The sequence below is a fragment of the Desulfosarcina sp. genome (genome assembly GCF_055467485.1).
In genome coordinates this window covers 33394-51940 of sequence record NZ_JBUOIV010000039.1, presented here as the reverse complement: position 1 = coordinate 51940, position 18547 = coordinate 33394, and the positions used below count along the sequence as shown (strand labels likewise).

General features: G+C 59.4%; 21 protein-coding genes. 20 read left to right on the top strand and 1 reads right to left on the bottom strand.

Annotation, left to right across the window (positions count from 1 at the left end; genetic code table 11):
- The 20 genes from ACZCED_RS17265 to ACZCED_RS17170 all read left to right on the top strand — a co-directional run.
- On the top strand, positions 1-583 hold a 583-nt coding region (locus ACZCED_RS17265), incomplete at its 5' end, for an aldo/keto reductase (protein ID WP_464861290.1).
- Between the two features lie 128 nt (positions 584-711).
- Entirely contained in the window at positions 712-1077 is a 366-nt protein-coding gene (locus ACZCED_RS17260) for a cupin domain-containing protein (RefSeq protein ID WP_462968973.1), read from the top strand.
- Positions 1078-1095: 18 nt separating this feature from the next.
- Entirely contained in the window at positions 1096-1599 is a 504-nt protein-coding gene (locus ACZCED_RS17255) for a hypothetical protein (protein WP_464861289.1), read from the top strand.
- Positions 1600-1738: 139 nt separating this feature from the next.
- Positions 1739-2779 (top strand): thermonuclease family protein, encoded by a 1041-nt coding sequence (locus ACZCED_RS17250; RefSeq protein WP_462968971.1) that lies wholly within the window; start codon positions 1739-1741, stop codon positions 2777-2779.
- 179 nt (positions 2780-2958) lie between these two features.
- Positions 2959-3306, top strand: coding sequence for a hypothetical protein (locus tag ACZCED_RS17245; protein ID WP_464861288.1), 348 nt, complete (start codon positions 2959-2961; stop codon positions 3304-3306).
- 289 nt (positions 3307-3595) lie between these two features.
- Positions 3596-4066 carry a hypothetical protein gene (locus ACZCED_RS17240; protein WP_464861287.1) on the top strand — a complete coding sequence of 157 codons (471 nt, stop codon included), beginning with the start codon at positions 3596-3598 and terminating at the stop codon, positions 4064-4066.
- A 36-nt stretch (positions 4067-4102) separates the two neighbouring features.
- Complete coding sequence (locus tag ACZCED_RS17235; protein WP_462968968.1) at positions 4103-4483, top strand: pYEATS domain-containing protein; 381 nt, start codon at positions 4103-4105, stop codon at positions 4481-4483.
- Between the two features lie 193 nt (positions 4484-4676).
- Positions 4677-6002: an MBL fold metallo-hydrolase gene (locus ACZCED_RS17230; protein WP_462968967.1), complete on the top strand. Its 1326-nt coding sequence runs from the start codon at positions 4677-4679 to the stop codon at positions 6000-6002.
- A gap of 413 nt (positions 6003-6415) precedes the next feature.
- Complete coding sequence (locus ACZCED_RS17225; protein ID WP_462968966.1) at positions 6416-6592, top strand: hypothetical protein; 177 nt, start codon at positions 6416-6418, stop codon at positions 6590-6592.
- Between the two features lie 288 nt (positions 6593-6880).
- Positions 6881-7408, top strand: coding sequence for an NADH-quinone oxidoreductase subunit J family protein (locus ACZCED_RS17220; RefSeq protein WP_464861286.1), 528 nt, complete (start codon positions 6881-6883; stop codon positions 7406-7408).
- On the top strand, positions 7405-7725 hold the full coding sequence (gene nuoK, locus ACZCED_RS17215) for an NADH-quinone oxidoreductase subunit NuoK (protein WP_462968964.1): 321 nt from the start codon (positions 7405-7407) through the stop codon (positions 7723-7725). Before ACZCED_RS17220 ends, nuoK begins: the two co-directional genes overlap by 4 nt.
- A gap of 2 nt (positions 7726-7727) precedes the next feature.
- Complete coding sequence (locus ACZCED_RS17210; RefSeq protein WP_464861285.1) at positions 7728-9632, top strand: NADH-quinone oxidoreductase subunit 5 family protein; 1905 nt, start codon at positions 7728-7730, stop codon at positions 9630-9632.
- A 2-nt stretch (positions 9633-9634) separates the two neighbouring features.
- Positions 9635-11110 (top strand): complex I subunit 4 family protein, encoded by a 1476-nt coding sequence (locus ACZCED_RS17205; protein WP_464861291.1) that lies wholly within the window; start codon positions 9635-9637, stop codon positions 11108-11110.
- Entirely contained in the window at positions 11107-12522 is a 1416-nt protein-coding gene (locus ACZCED_RS17200; protein ID WP_462968961.1) for an NADH-quinone oxidoreductase subunit N, read from the top strand. The genes ACZCED_RS17205 and ACZCED_RS17200 overlap by 4 nt, the downstream gene beginning before the upstream one ends.
- Positions 12523-12837: 315 nt before the next feature.
- The gene (locus tag ACZCED_RS17195) at positions 12838-12990 is read left to right on the top strand and encodes a hypothetical protein (RefSeq protein ID WP_462968960.1); all 153 of its coding nucleotides are present in this window, start codon (positions 12838-12840) and stop codon (positions 12988-12990) included.
- 133 nt (positions 12991-13123) lie between these two features.
- Positions 13124-13498, top strand: a complete 375-nt coding sequence (locus ACZCED_RS17190; RefSeq protein ID WP_462968959.1) for a hypothetical protein — start codon at positions 13124-13126, stop codon at positions 13496-13498.
- A 118-nt stretch (positions 13499-13616) separates the two neighbouring features.
- The gene (locus ACZCED_RS17185; protein WP_462968958.1) at positions 13617-13763 is read left to right on the top strand and encodes a hypothetical protein; all 147 of its coding nucleotides are present in this window, start codon (positions 13617-13619) and stop codon (positions 13761-13763) included.
- Positions 13764-13913: 150 nt separating this feature from the next.
- Entirely contained in the window at positions 13914-15872 is a 1959-nt protein-coding gene (locus ACZCED_RS17180) for an aconitate hydratase (RefSeq protein WP_464861284.1), read from the top strand.
- The gene (locus tag ACZCED_RS17175; protein WP_462968956.1) at positions 15869-16102 is read left to right on the top strand and encodes a hypothetical protein; all 234 of its coding nucleotides are present in this window, start codon (positions 15869-15871) and stop codon (positions 16100-16102) included. Before ACZCED_RS17180 ends, ACZCED_RS17175 begins: the two co-directional genes overlap by 4 nt.
- Before the next feature lie 13 nt (positions 16103-16115).
- The gene (locus tag ACZCED_RS17170; protein WP_464861283.1) at positions 16116-17456 is read left to right on the top strand and encodes a hypothetical protein; all 1341 of its coding nucleotides are present in this window, start codon (positions 16116-16118) and stop codon (positions 17454-17456) included.
- A 21-nt stretch (positions 17457-17477) separates the two neighbouring features.
- On the opposite strand, the gene ACZCED_RS17165 is transcribed toward ACZCED_RS17170, so the two are convergent.
- Positions 17478-18545, bottom strand: a complete 1068-nt coding sequence (locus ACZCED_RS17165) for a mandelate racemase/muconate lactonizing enzyme family protein (protein WP_464861282.1) — start codon at positions 18543-18545, stop codon at positions 17478-17480.
- Positions 18546-18547: the final 2 nt, after the last annotated feature.

Here is an 18547-nt window from a genome sequence, read left to right as displayed (position 1 = left end):
CCTCTCCAGAGACATCGCAGAGAAGATCATGAACCGGTATCAGCTGGACCGGATCGATATCGAAGTGGAGAAGAGGGTCAAACGCCAGGAGACCCCGGAACTCGCCGCCCTTCAGACCGAGTACTCGATATTCAGCCGTGATATTGAAAAGGACATACTCCCCACCTGTGTGGCGCTTGGCATCAGTTTGGTCGCCTACTCGCCCTTGGGCAGGGGAATGCTGACCGGCCGCTACGCCTCGATCAGCGATCGGCCCACCAGCGAGACTGATTTCCGGGCCCAGATGCAGCCGCGGTTTCAGCCGGGAAATATCGAGGTCAACCTCAAACTGGTGGAGGCGATCAAGGAGATTGCCGCCCAAAAGGGATGTGTGGCAGCGCAGGTTGCCCTGGCCTGGGTGTTGGACCAGGGGGATCATGTCGTAGCCATTCCAGGCACGACTCAGCTCGCCAATCTCCAGACCAACCTGGGGGCAATTGACTGTCGCCTCACAGCGGAAAATCGAGCAACGCTGAATGAATTGGCCGATCAGGTGCTCGGGGAACGATACTCCCCTGAAGGGATGTCGGCGGTCAACCGGTAACACCGGCGGGAACCGCCCCCCAGTGCAGGGGCAACGGCTTTCCACCTAATCCGCATAAACAAACGCAAGACCGCTATGCAGTTGACGCCGCTTAGCTTTTGTCGTTGTCGCAATTAACAGAGGCGCCTGTGCGACCAGAAGTAAAAAAAAGCAATGTAGCCACAGCGTTCGAAACCAAGGAACGGTGCTTTATTGAAGAAACAGCGAATGATTCCGGAGATGAGTTTGTTTCTATTTCTCGAGCAAGAGTTAAACCCGGCGTAACTACCGCGTGGCACAAATTAAAAGGAGTAACTGAACGCTACATAATCATTTCTGGACAAGGCCGTGTAGAAATAGATGACCTGGATCCAATTGATGTATTTGTGGGTGATGTGGTACGAATTCCAGATGATACGCCCCAGCGAATCACCAATACCGGCATAACGGACCTTATTTTTTTCGCTGTATGCTCTCCCCGATTCCTGCCTGACTGTTATGAAAGTCTCGAGTAGGATTAAAGAGGTCATTACATGGACAAAGAAGCACTTGTTTTAAAAATTGTTTTAGGTGAAATAAAAGGAAAGAACCAAGCCATTCACGCCTATGACAAAATGGTCTGGACCGTTAGAACAGGATTTCTCACTCTTTATTTTGCTGGTTGGGGCATTCTTTTTAAATCGATCGTTGACAATTCTCCAGGCGCCCAAGTCAACTTACACCGAGTCTTGATGGCGATGCTCTTAGTCTCTATTGCATTAAGTGCTGGAGGCTTAATTATCGACCAGAACTATGTCCGGCGTAAATTTCGCGTCATATATGCCCTTGACTCACTGCTATCGTCCCTTCTGAGGATGGATGACGTTAAGATAGCAGACGGAAACGATGAAATCACTGGCTATCTCCAAGTGTCTGGTGACAAAGATGATACCAATTATACTAAAGTCTCAGGATATAGCCCCGCATGGAAAGCAGGATTTGCGATTTATCTGGTACCTGTCGTTATTGCTTTAATCAGCGTAAAACTGCTTTGGTAATTCGGAGGATGGTAATCACTTACATTGTCAGACGGCCTCAGTCCACGATAGCCGGCAGAAATATAAAATAGTTGAATAAATTCATACCTTAAAATTACTCTATATCACTCGATAGAAGTCTAAAAACGACCAGTCGGCCATGGCCGGAGCGAAACGGCACGAACCGGCCCTTCAAGCGGAACAACCTCCTGCAGGACCGAAGGCCGATGCATCCATGATGCAGGAGAACCGCCGCCGGCAATCTCTCGGCAAGCAGGCATCGGCTGCGAACGCTTTCGCAGAACCGCTGCTTCGAACCGACCCGACAAACAAGGAGGATCGTATGACAGTCACGGTCAATTTCCCCTTCAGCCGCAATCTGCGGTCAGCCCAGCCGCGCCGCCTCAGTCGTATTTCCGACGGTGACACGCCTGTCATTGAGCAACCGATCCGGATGGTTTCATGCGACACGCCTGAAAAGGCCGGCTACGCAGGGAAGCCTGAAAAAAGCCAGCCGAAGCTCGATCTGTGTCGAGAGCGGCTGACCAGCGGTTTCTATGATCAGGTGCCGGAAGATTTCAGACAGTATCTCTGCACCAAGCTCACAGCGGATGCAGCAGAACGGCACATCGGTGCAGGAGACCGTGCTACAGGTGTTTTTGACAGCAGGCTTGCAGAAAGACTGACGAGGCCGGATGGTGTGGTCAGGCGAGTCGCCACCATTCCTACCGGGCAGATGATTGATTCGTATGGAAGGCTATTGGCCTATATCGCCCCTTGGTTTAGCGGCCCTCCGAACGATCCGGTTCCGCTGCCTGACCACCCGGACCGAAGAACCCTCAATCTTGACATGGTAGAGAATGGCTGGGCCGCTTTCTTCCCAATCTACCCTTCACTTCCCCGTAACCGTGACATGAACCTGGCAATCACAGCAGCCGAGACCGCCTGGGGCAATAAGCGTGGCGCGTGGGATGAGTTTGGCGAAGACATGCTGCTTGCCTATGAATTCAGGATGTGCATCAAGCTTGGAACAGCCGAAACGGCGGCCCAGGGTTTACAACGTGCTTTTCAACGCATCTGTATCGATCTTCGAGATTGTTCTGAAAAGGGACGTTTCGGCTGGCACGACGTCCCACCCCCTTATCGACTGTGGGTTTGGGCCGATGAGATCGAGCAGGCTCGCACTGACCTGGGTTTGTAGGTCTTGCCGGGTTTCCCCGGAAAGGTCTGCGGCTAGTAGAGTCGCCAAATGGAAGGCACGCTTTATGGACAACGCTATTGTTTTATTGGGTTGGCCGGAGAGAATAATTTCTGGGTTAAATAATTGAGCCGACAAATGAAATTTTTTTGGGCATATTGGGTTCCGTGTAAGGAAAAACCATGAACGCGTTGAATCGGCAAGTCGCGATTATAAAACCAAAAGCGCCTTATGCGGCATGGATCAATTCGCTTCCAGGCATGCTCGATGATCCGGTCGGCTTCGATTCGCTGAACGAGGACTGCACGGCTCTGCTGATACCGCATTGCGATGACGACAAGGACTCCCTAAAATTCATAAAAACGCTTTACAAAGAAATATTTGAGATCGAACTTGAAAGTTGGAGCATTGATGAGACAACGTGGCCGAAGAAAAGAGATTACAAGATATTTCGCGAATGGTTCAAAATAGAGTTCCATTCAGAAGTTTTTGATTTTGGTGAAGGTCCAATCGAAATCGATGACGATTGAGCATGCGTCCCATGCTTTACCAGGGGGGTGCTCCGCTCCGGCCGCTAAGCCGGCCCGGTAAACAGCATGCCACTTACCGGGTACGGGGGACAATCCATGGATGGCAGTAATAGCGAGCAGGCGGCTATGGCTGAATTCAGGCTGAATATGGCTGTCTTACGGAAGTTTCTTTCTTCCGTTCCCAATGGACTGGCATTCGATGAATAATTGCAAGCTTCTCAAAATATCCTAAAACGAGGTGCAGAAAATGGATGTATCCTATTATGTGACAACCTCATGGAATGTATTCATGATACTTTTTCCAACACTGTCGCTGATCGGAATATTTGTCACCTGGATGGCCTGGGTAAAGGGTTGCTGGCGGTTTGAAAGAAACACGGCGGACGCCAATAAAAGAGAGACGACGATCCGTTATATGATCGTCAAGTTCCTCACGGAAATCATAAACGACTTTAAGCACATATTAGCCATCCTGTTGACGTTCATGTTTGTCGCTACGGTGTTTTCGATTATCTATTTCGCCTTGTTTAAAAATGAGAACTTTACGGAACTCAAGGACGGTCTTCAAGTCGCGGTAGCCACTCTCGGTGGGTTGGTCGGCTCCATCATCGGTTATTACTTTGGAGAATCGGCCGCCAGCAAAAGAGGTGTGGGCCAAGACACGATAGCGGCCACCGGCCAGGAGATCGTCCAGGAAGGCTCCGGCGAATCGGTGGTCGAGGCGTCGAGACCTCCGGATTTAAATGAGGCCCAATCCTAAGCTTACATGAACACGCGATACAAAGAAGGTGGATAGATGAAAGCATTTGAAGTGGAAATACACGACCAACCCTTTGACCCTGACAGCAGCGACAGATCGGTATTTTATTACAAGCGCGGCGAACAATACCTGTACAAGGTCTTTATCTATCTGGTGGGAAGAGATCTCCCGTTTGTCAACAAAGTCACCTATTACCTTCACCATACCTTTCCCAAACCGGAAAGGAGCATCTTCAGAACCGACGCCAATCCCAACTGCAAGCTGATCACCTGGGCCTGGGGAAAGTTCAACCTGAGGGCGGCGGTTGAAGATAAAAAGGGGAACCGATACGAAATCAATCATTTCCTGCAATATGATCGCTACTTCGAGACGGAAACGTTTAAAACGGAGGGGCTGAAGCTGGTCAAAACGCGTTGAAACCCGATCGGGATAACATCGGCATACCGGAACGCGCAGGGCGGATTGCAGGACAGGCGGTTCAGGCCGTCGGCCGGATGCCTCGTGTCAGAGACAGGGAACAACCGCCCATCATACGCGGATGTCCATCTCCGGTTCGGCGGTTTATGGCAGCCGGCCCCGCCTTAACGCTCATTTTGACAAAGGAGGTGCTATGACGACCATTGTCTATGCCGACAAACCCGAAACGATCCTCCATGAAAGCGCCGGCAGCAGTTCGAGGGCGGTCAATCACGTCCTGATGGGAACATGGCTGGAGGTTCTCGAGCAAGACGGGGCGTGGTACCGGGTGAAACCGCGATCCAACCGCGGCAAGGGCGGCTGGGTTCGCCAGTCGCACACGCGCGCCACGCCGGCGCTCAAGATTTTCGTGGTCGATGTCGGACAGGGGGACGGTGCCATCGTCGAAGCCCCCAACGGTCGGCTGCTGATCGACGGCGGCCCGAGCAAAAGCTTCTACCAGTTTCTGCGGCACCGATACTGGCCCCTGATCAGGGCCGGAGAGAAGGTGCACGTCGACGCCGTCGTCGTCAGCCATCCGGACATGGATCACTTCAGGGGACTCACCCACGCATTGAACGATCCTGATTTCACCTTTGGAGAAGTCTTCCACAACGGAATCATCCGCTATGACGACGACCTGCCTGCGGGCCAGCCCTTCGATCTCGGCCGGCTGGAAAACGGCGGGACCGTGCTTGCCGAGACGTTCGACGACCTCGACTACGCGGGCGTCCTGATCGGCAGGGGCGAGCTCATGAAGACCTTCGAGGACTTCTGGCAAGCCGCACGCAAGGCGCGCACCGAGGGCCGCCTCACGGGTGCCAGGCGCATCACGAGCCGCAACGCCACGCTGCCGGGTTTCGCCACGGACGATCCCGACAAACTGCGCATCGAGGTGCTCGGACCGGTGCCGATATCGGAAAACGGCGACGTCAAGTACGTCACCTTCCCGGACCCGAATGACCACCCGATCGCGACCCCGAGCTCGTCACACACCCGCAACGGCCACTCGATCGTGCTGAAGCTCGTCTTCGGCAAGCACTCGTTTCTCTTCGGCGGCGACCTCAACATCCCGGCCGAGAAACACCTGATGGCACACTACGGCGATGCCAACCCGTTCCGCGTAACGGTCGCCAAATCCTGTCATCACGGGTCCTCCGATTTCACGGTCGACTACCTCAAGAAGGTCAAGCCGTACGTCAACATCGTTTCCTCGGGCGACAACAAGAGTTTCGACCACCCGACGGCCGACGCCGTGGGTGCCGCCGCGCGCTGGACGCGCGGCACGCTGCCGCTGTTTTTCTCGACCGAACTCGGCCGCGCGCATCCCAGCGGCGGGGTGCACTACGGCCTGGTCAACGTCCGCAGCAACGGGTCGGTCCTGGTGGCCGCGCAGATGAAAGAGCAGCACAAGCGCAAAAGCGACGTGTGGGATTCGTTCACGGTGCCCTGGAAAGGCAAGTTCCCCGACGCCGTGTAACCCCGGAAACCAGCCACGCGGAGGGACCGGGACGTATCGCTTTCCGAACGGGCGAGGCATCGGGTCGCATTTTTATTTTAGCTATTGAGAAACCTTGCGTGACTGATATAGGATGGATATCTGCATCAGCGTCTGCCATCGAACCGGAAAACCCACCGCCGTTTTCAGATCCAGCCGAAGCGGGCATGTTCTGAGTTGAACAACGCCCGGGGTGGATGCTGCGGAGCGAATCTTCTCGCCGGGCGAGCATGCACGCCGGTCCCACGACAACGCCGGCTGCCTTTTTTGGGGGCGATACCCGGCGGATACGTTTTCCAGGGAGTCTGGCCGATGACGATCAATCCGGATTTTCTCTCTCCTTGCGGACTTTACTGCGGCGTATGCGCCATTCATATCGCCCATCGCGACGAGAAATGAAAATTCCGCGGCTGGCCGGGCTTTACCGGGGGGGCGTTGAAGGCAAGGGCAGGCTTCCGAACAGTGAAACCCTTTCAGCCGAAGATATCCGATGCAGCGGGTGCCTGTCCGATGACCGGTTCATGCATTTCAGGCAGTGTGAAATCAGTGACGGCACCCGAAAAAAAGGATAAGCGGGGTGTCATCCGTGCGACGACTTTCCCTGCCGGCACATTGACCATTTTCCGATGACCGTTGAAAAGAAGTCCTTTTTCGGGTGGTTCCCCACCGGCGAAAAGTCGGTGCCGAACAGTGGGTCAAGGATGAAGCGGCCCGCTGTGTCTGCCCCGGGTGCGGCAATACCGTTTTCCGGGGCGCGGTGACGTGCAACCGGTGCAAAGTGAAGCTGGACCTGGACTAGTACCCGGTCTATGTGCTAACCAGCCACATGTAACCCAACTTGTCAAACAGGACATTCAACCATGTCCATCCTGACCCTTTTATTTTACGCCATCGCCCTGCTGATCGTCGCGTCCACGGTCATGGCCGTCACCCGGCGCAACATGGTCCATGCGGTGCTTTACCTGGTGTTGTCGTTCTTCGGCACGGCCATGCTCTTTTACCTGCTGGGCGCACCCTTTCTCGCGGCGCTGGAGATCATCATCTACGCCGGTGCGATCATGGTCCTGTTTCTGTTTTTGATCATGATGATCCGGCTGAAAAAGCTGCCGGGCATGTTCTTTCCGGTCGGACAGCTGCTGCCGGCCATTTTCATCAGCGCGGGCTTTCTGACCGTCAGCTCCATGATGGTCGGCCGCAACCCGGCGGGGTGGGCCCCGATGACAGCGGCCCAGGCATCGCCGGCGGCCTTTGGCGTTTATCTGTTCCAGACCCACTGGCTGGCCGTGGAAATCGCCTCCATGCTGCTGCTGGTGGCCCTGGTCGGCGCCTATGTGCTGGGCCGCCGGGTTCGCCGACCGTCGGCGGACGTCCGCAAGGAGGCGCCGTGATCGTTCCGCTCAACCACATCCTGCTGCTCTCGGGGCTCCTGTTCAGCCTGGGCCTGTTCTGCACCCTGGCCCGGCGGAACCTGATCATGATGCTGCTGGGCATCGAAATCATGCTCAATGCCGCCGCGGTGGCTTTCGTGGGCGCGTCCCTGCACTGGCAGCAGATGGAAGGCCAGGCCATCGTGATTTTTATCCTGGCGGTCGCCGCCACCGAGGTGTCCATCGGTCTGGCGGCCGTCCTCGTGGTCTACCGGCGCACCGATTCGGTCGACCCAGCCATGGATGCGGTGCTGTGGGAAAAAGGAGGGCCGCGATAGCCATGCAACCGGCAACCCCGCTCCCCGTCAGCCTGCTCGTCACCGGTGCCGCCCTGCTGCTGCCCCTGCTGGCTTTCGGTGTGATCATGCTGGCCACCCGGTCCCGCCACCGGCTCTCGGCGGCCATCTCCATCGGGGCCGCCGGCATGTCGCTGCTGGCAGCCGTCACCCTGCTCGTGCAGCACTGGCAGATGCAGGCGCCGCTGGTGTTCCAGGCGGTCTGGATGGTGTCCGGTCAGATGACGATTCCCATCGGCATCCTGCTGGACCCGACCAGCCTGTCGATGTTCACCGTGGTGGCGGCGATCAGCTTCCTGGTCCAGGTCTACTCGCTGGGCTACATGGCCGGGGACCCGGGATTCGGTCGCTATTACGGCTGCATGTCCCTTTTCGCATGGGCCATGCTGACCCTGACCGTCTCCAGCTCGCTGCTGCAGATTTACATCTTCTGGGAACTGGTGGGACTGGCATCCTACCTGCTCATCGGGTTCTGGTTCGACACGTTCAGCGCCAGCGAAGCCGGCAAAAAGGCCTTCGTGATGACCCGCACCGGCGATGTGGCCTTCCTGCTGGGGCTGGTGCTGCTCTGGCTGCAGCTGGGAACCCTGGACATTCCGGTGCTGACCGATCCCGCAGCGGTGGCTGCCCAGCTGTCGCCCGGCATGATCACCCTGACCGCCCTGTTGATATTCGGCGGCATCGTCGGCAAGAGCGCCCAGTTTCCGCTGCTCACCTGGCTGCCCGACGCCATGGAGGGCCCCACGCCGGTGAGCGCCCTGTTGCACTCGGCCACCATGGTGGCCGCCGGCGTCTACCTGTTCTCGCGGCTGTTCGGCTTCTTCTCGCTTTCGCCGACGGCCATGGCGGTGTGCCTGGCCATCGGCACGATCAGCATGCTGCTGGCCTCCACCATGGCCATGGTGGCCCGGGACATCAAACAGGTCTGGGCCTATTCCACCATCAGCCAGCTGGGCTTCATGCTCATGGGGCTGGGCGCCGGCAGCCTGTTTGCGGGCGCCTTTCACCTGATCACCCATGCCGGATTCAAGGCGCTGCTGTTTCTATGCGCCGCTGTGTTCATCCATCATTGCGGCACCAACGACATGTTCGAGATCGGCAGGCAGGGCGGGCGCCGGCTCAAGTCGGCCGTTGTCTGCACGATCATCGGGGCGGGTGCGCTTGCCGGCCTGCCCCCGCTTTCCGGATTCTTCAGCAAGGAGATCATCCTGGGCCACCTGCTGGACAGCGGACACCCCGTCGCCTTCCTGGCTGCGGCGGTGGGCGCCTTCCTGACCACCTATTACTCGTTTCGCCTGATCTTCATCATTTTGTTTCCCCGAGATGAGGGCGACTCCCCGCCGGAGAACGACCACGGCGGCCACCACGGTGCCGGAGACGAACGGCCCATGGCCGCCGTGCTGTGGTGCCTGGCGGCCGTCACCGTCGTCCTGGGGTGGTGCCAGACGCCCCTGCACGATTTCCTCGCGCGCGCCGACGCGGGGGTCAAAGCAGCAATGCCGGCCCACCCCAGCTGGCTGCCGATAGCCGCATGCCTGCTGGCCGCGGTGGCCATATTCCAGGCCTGGCTCGAATACGGGTGCAAGCAGGCCCGGCAGGTCGGCTGGGTGGAGCGCATCCCCTGGCTGGCCGACCTGTTCGGCCAGCGCTGGTATCTGGACCGGCTCTACCGCTGGTTGCTGGACACCCTGGTCTACCGGGGGGTGTCGCGGCTGTTTACCGCCAACGACCGGCGCGTGATCGACGGCGCCCTGGACGGGCTGGGCCGCTCGACCATCGGACTGGGACGGGTGATCGACTGGGTTCACAGCGGCATGATCCAGTACCGGCTGATGATCATGGTTGCGGCGGTGGTCGGATTGATTCTTTTCATTGGATGGGGCGGGTGACCATGGCATACCAGCTGGCGGACTTTCCCTTTTTAACGATGCTGCTGCTCTGCTGTGTTGCGGGCCTGCTGGCGATCTTAGCCATTCCGGCAAGGCATGTGCGGGCCATCAAAATCGTCAGCGCCGTGTTCAGCGGCCTGACCCTGATCATCTCGATCTATCTTTTCGTGGCCTATGACCAGCAGGCGGGCGGCTACCAGTTCGTTGAGCGGGTGGCCTGGATTCCCGCCCTGGGCATTGCCTATTTCAACGGGGTGGACGGCTTCGCCATGCCCATGCTGCTGCTTACCGGCATCGTCTTTTTCACCGCCGTGCTGACCTGCTGGGAGATGGAACTGCGAGTCAAGGAATTCTTCGCCCTGGTTTTCCTGCTCGTGGCCGGTGTCTTTGGCCTGTTCATGAGCCTGGACCTCTTTTTCATTTTCGTCTGGTTCGATGTTTCCCTGTTTCCCATGTACCTGCTCATCGCCATCTGGGGAAGCACCCGCAAGGAATACGGGGCCATGAAGCTGACCCTCTACCTGCTGGCCGGCAGCGCGCTGATCCTGCCGGCCATCGTTTACCTGGTGGTTCAGTCGGGCGCCATGACCTTCGACCTGCTGGCCCTGATGGAGGGAAACCGGTTTACCCCGGCGCAGCAGCGCATCGCGTTTTTTCTGCTCTACATCGGCTTCGGCATTCTGGCCGGCGTCTTTCCCTTTCACACCTGGTCGCCGGTGGGTCACGTGGCCGCACCCACGGCGGTGTCCATGATCCACGCCGGCGTGCTGATGAAGATCGGGGCCTTCGGCATCCTGCGGGTAGGCATGTTCCTTTGCCCGCAAGGGTGGCAGTACTGGGCACCGCTCATGGCCGGGCTGGCGGTCTGCGGCATTGTCTATGGCACCTTCGTCGGGTTGAGCCAGACCGATCTCAAATATGTGATCGGCTACTCCAGCGTGGCGCACATGGGCATCGTCGGCCTGGGGCTGTCCACCCTGACGGTCGACGGCCTCAACGGGGCGGTGTTCCAGATGTTTGCCCACGGCATCATGACGGCGCTCTTCTTCTCGTCGGTGGGCTATATCTACGACCGGACCCACACCAAGGCCATCGCCGAGCTGGGGGGGCTGAGCCGGACGATGCCGCGGGCGACCGCCTTTTTCATCATCGCCGCGCTGACCGGTATCGGCGTCCCCTGCCTGGCCAGCTTCTGGGGGGAGCTGGTGGTGTTCATGTCCTGTGTGCGGGTCTATCCGGTAGCCGGCGCGCTGGCCATCTTTGCCCTGGCCGTGGGCGCCCTCTTCATGTTGCGGGTGGTCCAGAAAACCTGCTACGGTCCGCCGCTGGAAAAATATGCGGGCCTGGCGGACATCACGGCCGCGCTGGCGGTGCCCCGCATCATCCTGGCGTCGGTGATCGTGCTGTTCGGGCTCTTTCCCGGCCTGCTGTTTGACATGATCCATACGGCCACGATGCAAGTAATTGGATTGCGATGAACTGGATACTACTCACTCCCGAACTGACCCTGCTGGTGGCGGCGGCCCTGTTCCTGATCCTGGCCTGCCTGAAACCGGATCCGCGCAGGGACTACCAGCTGGCGGTGACCATGGCGGCGTTCACCGTGGCGGCAGCCATCGCCTGTGCGACGATCAGCGGCGACCTGTTCAATCACGTCTACCGGGTGGATCTCTTCTCCCAGGTCTTCAAGGCCTTGCTGGCCATCGGTTTTTTCCTGGTTGTCGTCCTGTGCGACGACTTTCGGGGCGTGGCCCCCTCGCACCACGGCGAGGGGTATTTCCTGCTGGCCGTCTGCACGCTGTCCATGATGATCCTGGCCTCTGCGGTCCACCTGCTGGCTATCGTTCTCGCCCTGGAACTGTCCAGCTATTCACTCTACATCCTGGTTTTCCTGCGTCGGGAGAGCCGCTGGGGGATGATTGCGGGACTGCGCTATTTTTTTGTGGGAGCCAGCGCGTCGGCCATCATGCTCTTCGGCCTGGCCATCGTCTACGGGATGACCGGTGCGGTGCACGTCGACATGCTGGTCCAGCGGCTGCCGGCCTTGATGGGCCATCCCATGGCGGTCACCGGGCTGCTGTTGACCCTGGCCGGGTTCTTCTTCAAGCTGGCCGTCTTTCCCTTTCATTTCTGGGCGCCGGAAGCCTACCAGGGCGCACCCAACCCGGTGGCGGCCTTCATTGCCGCGGTGTCCAAGGTGGCCGCCGTGGCCATTTTGCTGCGCCTGATCTCCCTGGCCCAGGGCAACAGCGACCTGCTGGCCAGAGGACTGATCGCCATGGCTGTCGTCTCCATGACCGTGGGCAACCTAGCGGCCATTGCACAGAAGGATTTCAAGCGGCTGATGGCTTTTTCCAGCGTCGCCCATGCCGGCTACCTGCTCCTGGCCATGCTGTGCATGACACCGGCCGGCTATGCCGCCGCCATGTTCTATGGAGCGGCGGTGCTGATCATGAAATACACCTGTTTTATGGTCATGACCCGGGTGGCCGATGACGGCCGCAACCTCCAGATCGATGAACTGGCCGGCCTGCACCGGCGCTCCCCGCTGCTGGCCTTGGCCCTGATGATGGCCCTGTTCAGCCTGGCCGGCATCCCGCCCACCATCGGGTTTGCCGGCAAGTTGATGATTTTCGTGGCCGCCATGCAAAAGGGCTACCTGGCACTGGTGCTGATCGCCATGGCCAACGTCGTCGTCTCCTTGTACTATTACCTGCTGGTCCTCAAGGCCGCCTACCTGGATGAACCCGCCCGGCCGCAGCCTGCCATCCGCCTGACGATGCCCGCCCGCCTGGTGGCCGTTGCCATGATCGTTCTGACGGTGGCCCTCGGGTTTTACCCGACCACTCTGCTGAACCTGGTTCAGGCCGCGGTGTTGAGATTGCCGTAACCCTGCCGCGTGTTCTCCGGAAACACCCGTTAACCCGGCATATTTTCTATCCACTTTCCCTTTTTTCCCGCGCACGAACAGACGCAGGCGAGAAATCCCGGCTCAATCGTTTGATCATTCCCATCCAAAAACTTGATTGAATCAAATTTTTGAGCGTCCGCATCAGGCTCGCACATATTAATTTCATTTATTTACAATAAGATAAAGGCGCACGGGCCTTCGGCACGACTATTGTAGAAGTAGTCGGTGACGCGTGGGTTCCGGACCGAGAGTTCGCACCGGAACCGTTAACGGGCTAAATCACGGAGGTGTAAAATGAGTGACGAGACCAAAGACGTTGAAAAGAGCGACCCGGAAAAATCAGTCTCCAAGGAAAGTGACAGCACCTGTTGCTACTACGTCGATCCATGCGGGTGTCACGTTGATCCATGCTGCTGCTCGCCCCGCTATGTCTCCTGTTGCTGTTAGCCGACGGCCGGCGCCCTTGGTGTGCCAGCGTTTTTGCGCCGCCTGAACGATCACGACAATCTGAATGGATGGTGGTAATTGCCAGTGCCTGTTCCATCAGTTCAGCGAACGACACGATGTCAGGAACCCAACCATGAATCATGAGACCGCAGACAGGCGGATGCATCAGCGGTGCGTCAAGGATGTCAGCATGACATGCGCGCATGTGAATGCCGACGACGACCGCATGGTCACCGTGCGCAATTACAGCAGCACGGGCGTCTATTTCGAATCGGTTGAACGCGAGCGGATCGGTGCTTTTGTCGTGATCAGGGCGCCCGGTTCCCACGATACGGGGGCGCCTGGCTCTCCATCGGACGATCCCATCGAGTTCGCCATCGGGAATTCCGATCCCCGGGTTTGCTGGGCGTTTCGGTCGCATTCGGTGGCCAGGGTCGTGCGCTGCGACAAGGTTGACGACGCGGCCCGTTTCGGTGTCGGTGCCGAAATATTGATTCTTTCCGAATGATCCGGCAGGCGATGGTCGACAGACGGCCCCTGCACGATCAAGCACCCGGGTTCGATAAACAGGTTCATCATACCATGCGTTGAAACAGAATATCGTCGTTAATGATATGGAAAGACCCATGAAAAAAATGCCATCCAGAGACACGACCGGCCACTGCCAGGGAGAATGTCGCGATCGGGTCCGTGAAGGTGAAGTCGATCGACAGACCATGATCGACACTGCCGTCAAAACGTACACGGCGCCGGCTGGACGATCCGCGTCCTGACCATGCCGACGCGACGGTCGCCCAAGGCCACGGGCGTCCTGCCCGGGTATATGATCGACGGGGCAGAACCATCTCCCGCGGGTCTGACTTCACCACCAGGGATGCGCCGGCCGTGAGGATGCCGACTGCCCGGCGTCACCGGAGGAAGAAATGACCATGGGGAAAAATGTCACCCGGAAACTGATCGATGCCCATCTGATCGACGGCGAACCGGCCGTCGGTGAGGAGATCGGCCTGCGCATGGACCAGACCCTGGCCCAGGACGCCACGGGAACGATGGTCATGCTGGAATTCGAATCCATGAACGTCGGGCGCGTGCGCACCGAATTGTCCGCCCAGTACGTCGACCACAACCTGCTGCAGACCGACTACCGCAATGCTGACGATCATCTTTTCCTGCGCAGCGCCTGCCGGAAATTCGGCGTGTGGTACAGCCGGCCGGGCAACGGCGTGAGCCACCCGGTGCACATGCAGCGATTCGGCGTGCCGGGCAAAACCCTGGTCGGTTCGGACAGCCACACCCCCGCGGCCGGTGGGCTGGGCATGCTGGCGTTCGGTGCCGGCGGCCTGGAGGTGGCCACGGCCATGGCCGGGGGGCCCATTTACGTCACCATGCCCAAAGTGATGGGGGTCCACCTGACCGGCCGGCTGCCGGACTGGGTCAGCGCCAAGGATGTGATCCTGGAGATGCTGCGCCGCCATGGCGTGGACGGCGGCCGGGGCAGGATCATCGAATATTTCGGGCCGGGACTGGCCGACCTGACGGCCATGGATCGGCACGTCATTGCCAACATGGGCACCGAACTGGGCGCCACCAGCACGGTCTTCCCCTCCGACGACGCCGTGCGGCAATTTCTCGCCGAGCAGGGCCGCGCGGACGCCTGGCGGGCGCTGACCGCCGATGCGGATGCCGGATACGACGAGACCGACGAAATCGATCTGTCCGGCCTGGAACCGCTGATCGCCCTGCCCAGCAGTCCGGGGAACGTGGTGCCGGTGCGCGAGGTGGCCGGGCGCCCCATCTACCAGGCCTACATCGGCTCGTCGGCCAATCCGGGACTGCGCGACTTTGCCGTGCCGGCCCTGATGGTCGCCGGCAGACAGGTGCCGGACCATATCTCCTTCGATGTGAATCCCACCTCTCGCCAGCTCATCGAAAACATGATCGAAACCGGTCTGATGGAACATCTGATCCAGACCGGTGCGCGGTTCCACCAGGCCGGCTGCAACGGCTGCATCGGCATGGGTCAGGCCCCGGCCACCGGGAAGATCAGCCTGCGGACCGTGCCGCGAAACTTCCCGGGCCGCTCCGGCACCGTGGAAGACCAGGTTTACCTGTGCAGTCCGGAGACTGCCGCGGCATCGGCCCTCACCGGCGTCATCACCGACCCGCGGACCCTGGACATGGCCTGTCCGCGCTTTGCACCGGCGACGGCGCTGAAGATCAACACGGCCCTGCTGGTGCCGCCGGAGTCGGGCGATGAGGATTGTGAACTGGAAAAAGGGCCCAACATCAAGCCGCTGCCGGTGTTCGACGCCCTTCCTGACCGCCTTGAAGGTCCCGTGCTCCTCAAGATGGGGGACGATATCTCCACCGACGAAATCATGCCGGCCGGCGCCGCCGTGCTGCCCCTGCGCAGCAACATCCCCGAAATCAGCCGCTTCGCCTTCAGCCGCATCGACGACACGTACCACGATCGGGCCATGGCCTGCCGGGACAACGGCGGCTCCTTCGTGGTGGGTGGCAACAATTACGGTCAGGGGTCGAGCCGCGAACATGCCGCCCTGGCACCGCGGTTCTTAGGGCTGCGCACGGTGGTGGCCAAGAGCTTTGCCCGCATCCATGCCCAGAACCTGGTCAATTTCGGCATCCTGCCCCTGACGTTCGAAAACCCGAAGGACTGGGCAGCTATCCATCCGGGTGATGTGCTGCAGCTGGGCAAATTGCGGACGGCGCTGCCGGCGGGCCGGCAATTGCGCCTGGTCAACACCACCCGCAGCGAGACCTACACCCTGGTTCACCGCCTCAGCGGCAGACAGCTGCGCGTGGTGATGGCTGGCGGCCTGATTAATGCGATTCGGACAGGTGTGCAGGGACAAGGCCGATGAAGCGGTGGTCGTGTGCGTCTGAAGGGCGCTCCACCCGGCCGACGGAACATCCGTTCGAATCCGGGTATGAGGAAAAGGCCTCCATGGACGACACCGGTGACACCCCGCACACCTGCAGCATGCCTGGGACCGATCAAGACGGTCGTGCCAATCTTTGCTGCTGCTATATCATGGACACGGATGGCCGCCTCCAGGACGCCTGCTACCGTCCGGCGAACGACTGCTGCTGATCATAGGGTTCAAATGACGACCCACAGCGACATAAAACGGGTGAAAAAACCCCGCATTGAATTGACCGGCCATGATCTGAAGCACCTCGGCGAGATCCATTCCCCCCTGTCCGTTCCGGTGCTGGCCAGACGCACCGGACTGCCCTACATGCAGGTCTACAACATCCTTCATGGACGCGTGAAATCCATATCGGACCGGCATTACCGGCTTCTTTTCGGCCAGGCCCCGCCTCCCCGGAAACCAAAGAAAGTGGATGGCACGGCGTTCAGAGCCATGGTCGACTTGTGGCTGTTTCTCAATGACGGCCTCACCCGATCGGATCTCAGTCGTGATTTCGAGGAAGGTGCACCCCCCAAGAAACCCGACCTCAGGATCTTCAGCGGACAGGTCCGGACGGTGCCGCCCAGGCTGGAACGCATCATGCGCAAAAAGTTTGCGGACGCTGGCGTCGCCGGGGGGCAGCTCGACCAATGGCTCGCTGAACTGGACGCGCTGCCCCCCGGCGGCCGGGTCCCTTACCGCCGGATCAGGCCGGTTCTGCACTTTCTTCGGGATTCATTGGGATTGCACCCCACCGCCATATTGAACCAGTCCGTCGAACGTTACGAAACCGGCTTGCTGAAAAGCGTCTCCCGGGACATTTTCAACCGGGCGATGGCCCTTAAACACCGGACCGAAAAAACCCTGGCCCGGGGTCGAAAACGGGAAATCGAGAAGTTAAAGGAAGAGGTCTGCGGAGGAAAGGCCGGCTACTCCCTCTATCTGGAGGTTGAAGAGGAGTTGACCTTTCTGTGCAGGTACGCCCGAAAAAGCGCCAAAAGCTATCTGGGCAGAAGCATGTGGACGTACCAGACCGGTAAAGCCAGGCGCATCAAAGACTGGCGGGCCCGACAGATCTTCGAAGACTGCGACCGGTTCATCCGGGAGACGCCGGACCTGCCCCTCTACTGCCTGCCGCGGTCCCGGCGGGCCAGGCGGGTCCGGATGCTGGTCGATGTCCTCGTGGCCCGAACGACGCAGCTGCTTTCCGAACAGGAGGGCCTCGTTTTCGAAAAACGGATTCTACGTCCTGCTCACGCACGGGATGAATACAGCAATCAAAAGCATGGATTCACGCGGTTCGACATGGCACCCGGCGTCCTGGGGATGAAAAAGAAGGCCTTCGACCTGATGGTGGCCAAAAACTGCGAAATCTTCAGGTCGGTCGGCAGATACACCAAGCGGTGGTACCTGTCTGACCTGTACCTGAAAGAACTCTCCCAAAAGGAATTTTTCGATTTGATTTCGGCAAAGTATGAATGGATGGCCAAATCACTGAACCGACCGGCGGGGGTCGACGCATGCCTGCATTGAGATTGTTTTATCGTGTGCCGGTCAATGCTCCGGGTCGAAGCCGAGCCCGGGCCGGCCGGTGGGGTGCAGGGTGCCGTTGCGCAGCCGCACCGCCCCGCATGCAGGGTCGCCGGTCAGGTCCAGATGACCGTCCAGGTCGGCGTATTTCACATTGGGGCGCGCCAGGGCAAAGTGAAGGCCGGCGGCAATGCCCAGTGCCGACTCGTCCATGCACCCGACCATCACCTCCAGGTCGGCGGCGTGGGAGACGGCGTTGATCTTCAAGGCCTCGTCGATGCCCCCCACCTTCATCAGCTTGATGTTGATCATGTCCACCAAGCCTCGCCTGGCCAGCCGGAAGGCGTCCTTCAGGCTCATCAGGCTTTCATCGGCCATGACGGGCAGCGGGATCTGTCGGGTAACCCGCCCCAGCAGCCGGTCCTGCGCCCGGGGGGTGGGCTGCTCGATGAGTTCCAAACCAACCGGCCGCACCGCCGCCACGAAACGCAGGACGTCGGCCTCCGAATAGCCCTGGTTGGCATCGAAGCGCAGCTCGATCTTCTTTCCCACGGCCTCACGAATTTTGACCAGACGCTCGATATCGACCGCCACGTCCGCCCCCCCCTTGATTTTCAGGGCCAGAAACCCCTGCCGGGCATAGTCGACGGCCCTGGCGACGGTTGCCTCGACGGGCAGAATCCCGATGGTGATGCTGGTGCGCATGCGGCTGCGGTACCCACCGAGAAGGTTGCACAACGGCAGTCCGGCCGCTTTGCCGAGAATGTCCCAAAGGGCCATGTCCGCCATGGCCAGAGCCGCCGGTTGATCCTTCAGGTGCGGCCGGATACGCTCCATGAGCATCACGAGCCGCAACGGATCCGACCCCTTGAAGGCCGGCAGGATCACCTTGCTGCAGGCGTCCATGACGCCTGCCGGCGTCTCGCCGGTCACTTCCAGGTCCGGCGCCGCACAGCCGTACCCGACGATGCCCGCCGAGGTCTCCACACGCAGGAAGACATTGGTAGTCGAGCTGATAGTCTCGTACGCGATAGTGTAAGGCTCGGTCAGCTTCATGGTGACCGGCCATGCTTCGATGTGCGTTGTTTTCATAG